This is a genomic window from Methylorubrum aminovorans (assembly GCF_022179725.1).
Classification (GTDB): domain Bacteria; phylum Pseudomonadota; class Alphaproteobacteria; order Rhizobiales; family Beijerinckiaceae; genus Methylobacterium; species Methylobacterium aminovorans.
Window position 1 is genome coordinate 20,893 of the sequence record NZ_BPRC01000042.1, and the last position, 6,367, is coordinate 27,259.

Annotated in this window: 6 protein-coding genes and 3 pseudogenes; 3 read left to right on the forward strand and 6 right to left on the reverse strand. The window is 62.9% G+C overall.

Annotated features, from left to right (window positions below):
• Positions 1–72 precede the first annotated feature (72 nt).
• Positions 73–1,098 (forward strand): IS110 family RNA-guided transposase, encoded by a 1,026-nt coding sequence (locus MFF24_RS26500; protein WP_238228937.1) that lies wholly within the window; start codon positions 73–75, stop codon positions 1,096–1,098.
• A 270-nt stretch (positions 1,099–1,368) separates the two neighbouring features.
• Here the strand turns inward: MFF24_RS26500 and MFF24_RS26505 are convergent.
• The 3 genes and pseudogenes from MFF24_RS26505 to MFF24_RS26515 form a co-directional block, all read right to left on the reverse strand.
• Positions 1,369–2,093 (reverse strand): annotated as a pseudogene (locus tag MFF24_RS26505) (IS3 family transposase); the annotation flags it as partial.
• A 34-nt stretch (positions 2,094–2,127) separates the two neighbouring features.
• Positions 2,128–2,502 carry a transposase gene (locus MFF24_RS26510; RefSeq protein WP_373322751.1) on the reverse strand — a complete coding sequence of 125 codons (375 nt, stop codon included), beginning with the start codon at positions 2,500–2,502 and terminating at the stop codon, positions 2,128–2,130.
• A gap of 57 nt (positions 2,503–2,559) precedes the next feature.
• Positions 2,560–3,158: pseudogene (locus tag MFF24_RS26515) on the reverse strand (IS3 family transposase); the annotation flags it as partial.
• A gap of 17 nt (positions 3,159–3,175) precedes the next feature.
• Between MFF24_RS26515 and MFF24_RS26520 the strand changes: the two are divergent.
• Positions 3,176–3,682, forward strand: a complete 507-nt coding sequence (locus tag MFF24_RS26520) for an IS5 family transposase (RefSeq protein WP_238228939.1) — start codon at positions 3,176–3,178, stop codon at positions 3,680–3,682.
• A 74-nt stretch (positions 3,683–3,756) separates the two neighbouring features.
• On the opposite strand, the gene yfdX2 is transcribed toward MFF24_RS26520, so the two are convergent.
• The 3 genes and pseudogenes from yfdX2 to hsp20-GI form a co-directional block, all read right to left on the reverse strand.
• Positions 3,757–4,644 carry a heat resistance protein YfdX2 gene (gene yfdX2, locus MFF24_RS26525; protein WP_003606681.1) on the reverse strand — a complete coding sequence of 296 codons (888 nt, stop codon included), beginning with the start codon at positions 4,642–4,644 and terminating at the stop codon, positions 3,757–3,759.
• A gap of 102 nt (positions 4,645–4,746) precedes the next feature.
• Complete coding sequence (yfdX1, locus tag MFF24_RS26530) at positions 4,747–5,661, reverse strand: heat resistance protein YfdX1 (RefSeq protein ID WP_003606683.1); 915 nt, start codon at positions 5,659–5,661, stop codon at positions 4,747–4,749.
• 22 nt (positions 5,662–5,683) lie between these two features.
• A pseudogene (hsp20-GI, locus tag MFF24_RS26535) lies at positions 5,684–5,827 on the reverse strand (small heat shock protein sHSP20-GI); the annotation flags it as partial.
• Between the two features lie 108 nt (positions 5,828–5,935).
• On the opposite strand from hsp20-GI, the gene MFF24_RS26540 reads away from it, so the two are divergent.
• On the forward strand, positions 5,936–6,367 hold a 432-nt coding region (locus MFF24_RS26540), incomplete at its 3' end, for an IS5 family transposase (RefSeq protein ID WP_238228938.1).

Sequence of the window (6,367 nt, forward strand, 5' to 3'; positions counted from 1 at the left end):
GGACTGGATGCCCCCACCCCGGCGGAAGCCGGTAGTCTGGGCCTGGACCTTTCACATCTGCCGGAGCAGTCCATGGATCCGATCGCCATCGTCGGCCTCGATTTGGCCAAGCGCATCTTCCAAGTTCACGGCGCACGCGCCGATGGCAGCGTCGCGCTACGCAAGAAGCTGTCGCGACCGCAGGTTCTCACGTTTTTCGCGCAACTTCCGGCCTGCATCGTTGCCATGGAGGCCTGCGCTTCGGCCCACGAGTGGGGACGTGCGATCCGTGAACTGGGTCACGAGGTTCGACTGATCCCACCCATCTACGTCAAGCCGTTCATCAAGCGGCAGAAGAACGATGCAGCCGACGCTGAGGCCATTGCCGAGGCCGCCTCGCGCCCGACGATGCGCTTCGTTGCGATCAAGAGCGAGGCTCAGCAGGCGCGAGCCATGATCTTTCGGACGCGCGACCTTCTGGTACGGCAGCGCACCCAGCTCATCAATGCGTTGCGCGGCCATCTCGCCGAGCACGGCATCGTGGCGCCGCAGGGAGCGACCAACGTGCGCCAGCTCGCCCTGGCGATTGACGACGTCGCGACCGCGCTCGATCCGCTCGTTGCCGATCTGAGCCGCCTCTACCTCGACCAGATCCGGGATCTCGATGCCCGGATCTCGGAGTTGGAAAAGCGGGTCGCGCAGGAAGCCAAGCGATCTGGCATGACGTCCCGCCTCATGACGATGCCGGGGATCGGACCGATCACCGCCATGGCGATCGAGACGTTCGCGCCGCCGATGGCGACGTTCAAGCGCGGACGCGACTTTGCAGCTTGGCTCGGCCTCGTGCCACGACAGTTCTCTTCAGGCGGAAAGCAGGTCCTGGGTCGCGTGTCCAAGATGGGCCAGCGCGACATCCGGCGTCTCCTGATCATCGGCGCTATGACGGTCATCCGCTGGTCGATCCGCAAGGGAGCACCGGCAGGCTCCTGGCTGGCGAGGATGCTGCCGCGCAAGCCGCGCCTGGTCCTCGCCATCGCCTTGGCTAACAAGATGGCCCGCGCAGCCTGGGCGATGCTGATGAAGAACGAGAGTTATAGGGCTCCGGTGCCGGCTGCTTGATCAGGACATCAAGCCACCATCGCATCGGTGTGTCGGGTAGGAAGGTCGAAGAGAGGTAAGGACGGAACGATCGGTCAGATCGGGATCAGGAAAAGCAAGACTGGTTGACGAGCCACGAGCTCGCGTGTGTTGATCTGCACCTGATCCGCGCATCTCCATACTGGCCCGCGGCATGGACATGGCCGCATCATGAGGCCTGAGACATGACCGCACCCGATCCCCGTCAGAGCCGCTCAACACCCTCTTGCGCGACAGGGGGCATCCAGACATGAACCAGTCGATCACGGCCGCCAAGTAGACAAACCCACGCGCCATTGGAACGTAGGTGATGTCCATCGCCCAGACCTGATTGGGTCTGTCGATCGTTAGCCCCCGCAGCAGATACGGGTAGATCTTGTGCCCCGGCGTAGGCTTCGAGGTGCTCGGTTTGCGGTAGAGTGCCTCGATGCGCAGGCGCTTCATCAGCGTCGCGACATGGCAGCGGCCAATCGCGACGCCCTCTTTGTTGAGGAGATCCCGCAGCATCCGGCTCCCCGCGAAGGGCAGTTCGAGATGCAACTCGTCCATCCGCCGCATCACCGCGAGATCAGCGGTCGGGACCGGACGTGGCAGGTAGTAGACACTGCCCCGGCTGATCCCGAGCGCCTTGGCCTGTTTGGCGATGGGCAGATCGTGCCCGCGATCGATCATCGCTTTGCGCTCAGCAGACCGGCTTTGCCGAGCGCGCCGGACAAAAAATCGTTGGTCAGCGTCAACTCGCCGATCTTGGCGTGCAGCGTCTTCACGTCGATGGCCAGTGCCGCCTCCGACCGGGGCGCGGATCCGAACACCCCGGCAGCCCCATCGAGAAGCTGGGTCTTCCAGGCCGTGATCTGGTTGGGATGGACATCGAAGTGCTGGGCCAGTTCGGCCAGGGTCTTCTCGCCCCGCAGGGCAGCCAGAGCCACCTTCGCCTTGAAGGCTGGGAGATGGTTCCGGCGTTGTCGCTTGCTCATCATCGCTCCTGATCCGCAGCCATCCTGGCCGCCGTCAGGCAGAAATTCCACTCAGCCCCACTGTGCAATTTCCCCGAGCCACCTCTGACCCCGACGGCAGGACCCCGGTCTCCCGCGCGAACCAGGCCGTCGCGCGAGAGAGGATGTCACGCTCCAACCTCAACTGTCGGTTCTCGCGCCGCAGCCGGACGAGTTCGTCGCGCTCGCTCGCCGTCAGTCCGGGATCGGCTGTCGGCGGCTTGGCCTCGCGGCGGCCCTCGCCGCGGTCAGCCTCCGCGACCCAGTTCTGGATGGTCTGGCGCGACGGCTCGAACTCGCGGGCGAGCTCGGTGGGGTCGCGGCCGGCGCGGACCAGATCGACCATCTGCCGCCGGAACTCGGCGGGGTATGCGGGGCGGGTCTTGGGCATCGGGCAAACACCTCACGCGAAAGCGATCTCGGTGTCCATCAAACCGGGGCAATCCCAGTTCAACCACAGCCGGCTGCGTGGTCGATGCTTTTGCGGGACCTTGAGCCCCTCACGACGCCAGATCCGCTGAACCCGGTCCTTGCCCACCTGCCACCCAGCTGCCTGCAGCAGCGCGGTGACGCGGCGGTAGCCGTAGCGTCCGTACTCAGACGCCAGGGCGATGATGGCGCGGGTCAGCGTATCCTCGTCAGCTGGCACGGTGGGCACGTAGCGTTGCGTGCCCCGGTGCTGGCCAACGATCCGGCAGGCATGGCGTTCTGAGAGACCATACTTCTCACGAATGCCGTCGACTGCCTGCCGGCGTCGCTCCGGGGCTATAAGTTTCCCGCGGCGACGTCCGCCAGCACCTGCTTCTCCAGGGACAAGTCAGCCACGAGCCGGCGCAATCGAGCGTTCTCGCGCTCCAGATCCTTCATCCGACGGGCTTGGTCGATCTGCAGGCCGCCGTACTCCTTGCGCCAGCGATAATAACTCTGTTCGGAGATCTCCGCCTCCCGGCACGCTATCGCCAAACTCTTACCCTGAGCCGTCTGCACCTCAATCTGGCGCAGCTTCAGCACCACCTGCTCAGCACCCGCCTTCTGACCTCGCTTCATGTCCAGCTCCTTCAGTCCTGGCTGATCCTCTCAATCAGCCCGGTCCAAAGCCAGCCGGTCAGGTCAGGAGGAAGGGGGGGACCCAAAGTCAGGCTCTCGGCCGCTCGCGCGGCGGCTTCTCGACCAAGCTCCACCTGCGTGCCAATGCCGATGGCCTGCCCATCAGCGTCGTGCTGACGCCCGGCGAGGCCCACGACCTAATCGCCTATGACGACCTCATGGCCGAGCGCGACAGCGATCCCGGCGTGCTGCTCGGTGACAGGGGCTACGACAGTGACCGCCTGCGGCAGGATGCGCGCGACCGGGGGGCCCAGCCGGAGATCCCGACCAAGCGGAGCCGCAAGGTGCAGCACAGCGTCAACCGACGCCTCTACGCCCTGCGTTCCCGCATCGAGTGCTTCATCAACCGTCTCAAGAACTGCCGCCGCGTGGCCACCCGCTACGACCACACCGCTTCCAGCTTTCTCGGCTTCGCCCTGCTCGGCTGCATCCGCTTATGGATCAGGTTCGTCCACGCGGCCTAATGGGGTGAAAAAGCATACACTCCTGAGCAAAGAGAGGGGCGCGACGCGCCCCTCTTACGCCCTATCCAGCGGTTTCAGAACAACTTGGACAGCTTTGCCTTGATTTCATCGAGCCAGCCTTTTCCGCCGCCTCCCCCAGCCGTCTTTTGCTTGACTTTCCTGAGTTCAGCATACAGGGGCTCAAAGTCCTTCTTCTTTCCATAGCCCAGCAGTTCTGCCATTTCCAACTGCTGCCGCGCTTCGTTCAAGAATGTCTCCAGGCGCTCATTGGACGCTTCGCTCCGCTGACCATCTTCTACCAAGGTCTCGGCGCGCTTCAGGAGCAGCCTGGCGCGCAGGGCGGGCAGCGGATGCACGCTGCGCGTCTCGACCAGCGTGCTGAGCGCTGCCTGCAGCGCGGCTTTGGCTTCTTCAATCTTGCCCTGATCGATCAGCGGCACGACTGACTTCACGGCTGCGGGATAGGACGCCAGAGGGATGTTGGTGACCGCGATCACGATTTCACTGGCCAGCAAAGCCAGCACGTGACGTGCCTGTTGCACCTCGCCATGTTTGAGGGCATCCAGCGCCTCGTCGGTCATCGCCTCAATGGTTTCCGTGTTGGCGAACAAGTCGTGCACGATGGTGCGCACATCAACGGGGGCCAGGGCAAGCGTGGGTTCGCGCGCAACAATCAGCTCCAGCTTTCCAGTCACTTCGGCCAGCATTGCCAATGCGCGTGCAGCGTCCTTGCCGTCAAGTGCGGCCAGCGCTGATTTGGTCAGCGCCAAGGCCGAGACGGCCTCATCGAGGACTTGTTTACGTTTGTCTGCCGCCTGCGAGCCCGTTTCCTTCTGAACCTCAGGCTGTACCTCCGTGACGACTTCAGGCTTGGCCTCTGGACTGACAGGAAGGCTGCTTACCGCGGCCTGTTCGTTTATTTCTTTGTTCGTCGCATTGGGATTCGATGTTTGCTCATTCATGGTGATATGCCTCGTATGAGTTAGTGAAAATAGGCGAATCTATTGGGGCTGACTGCGAACATCGCGAGACTGACCGACCGAACAGTCGGCCCCTTCATCACCTCAAAACAGCTTTTGGAGGCGCGTCTTCAACTCGTCGAACCATCCCTTGCCGCTTTTGCCACCAGCCGACTTTTGCTCAATGGACTCCACCTGATCGAAGATGGGTTTGAAATCCGCCTTCTTGCCATAACCCAGGATCTGCGCCATCTCGATCTCCGTGCGCACGGACGACAGCAAGGTGCTGAGCTCCTCGTTCTGCTTGGCATCGCGCTTGTCGGTCTCGGCCAGCTTTTCAGCTTTTGCCATCGCGGCTTCAGCCCGTAGCACGGGCAGAGGAAAGGCGACCGAGGTCACCACCAGCGTGTTCAGTGCTCGGGCGAGTTCCGCCTTGGCGTCGTCGATCTTGCCGCTGTCGATGAGCCGTGCGGCCGACTTGATCGCTGCCGGGTACGTTGCCATCGGCAGGTTGTCGGTTTCGATCACGATTTCGCTGGCCAGATTGGCGACGATGGGCCGGGCCTTTTGCACCTCGCCATCACCCAACAACTCCCGAGACAACTTGACCGCTTTCTTCACCGTTTCCACGTTGGCGTGGATATCGTGGGTGATGACGCGTACATCGACCGGCGCCAAAGCAAGTTTGGCGTCGCGTGCCAATACCAGTTCCAGCTTTCCGCTGGCCAGTTCCAGCGCAGCGAGCGCCTCCTTGGTCTTCTTTGCATCAAGGAGTGTCAAAGCCTCCTGGGTCTTGGTGAGCGCCGTGATGGCGTCCTGAGTGAGCTCAGCACGCTTTTTTTCGGCTTCCCGGGCGGCCTTGTCATCTACCTGTGGCTGCGCCGCCTTGGATGCGGCAGAGGGTGCTGCAGCACCTGGGCTAGAACCTGCCGCCGATTGGGCCTGAGCCGGTCCGCTAAGTCCGACGACGACCGCCAGGGCAAGTGCGGAGAAGGTTGATTGGGGCTGTTTGATATTCATGATCTTGGGCTCCTAATTAAAGTTAGTTGACTGAGATTTCAATCTGTTTCGGTTTGGCTTGCTCGGCCTTGACAAGCCGCACTTCCAGCGCGCCGTCTTTCATCGAAGCCGTCACCTTGGTCGGATCAACGTTGTCAGGCAAGACAAAGCTGCGCACAAAGTGACCTGCCACTGAACTTTCATCCAGCGGCGATTAGGGTCAAAACCGCATCAAGGTGTTGCGTGGGCTGTAGTTTTATGATTCGAGGCTGCCGTTTGCAGCGCGGAGGCGGCGGTGGCGGATCTGTTCTGGCTCTCGGATGAGCAGTGGGCGGTGATCGAGCCGTTCCTGCCCCGCAATCAGCCCGGACCCGAGCGCAAGGACGACCGGCGGATCATCTCCGGCATCCTGCACGTGATCACCGCAGGCTGCCGCTGGTGCGACTGCCCGGATACCTACGGCCCGTCCACCACGGTCTACAACCGCTTCAACAGGTGGTCCCGCCGCGGCTTCTGGCGCGCGATGCTGGCCGCCCTGGCCAAGGCTGGATGGGCTGGGGACGCGGCCGCCCTCGACAGCACCTATGTCCGGGCCCACCGCTCCGCCCACGGTGGCAACGTATGGCCCGCCCCGTCCGCAAGTGGCTCTGGTTCCGCTGGTCTGGGCAGTCTGCACAAACGTATCCGGCCTTCCGGCGAGCCGTTGGCCAAGATGGAGATCCGCGCG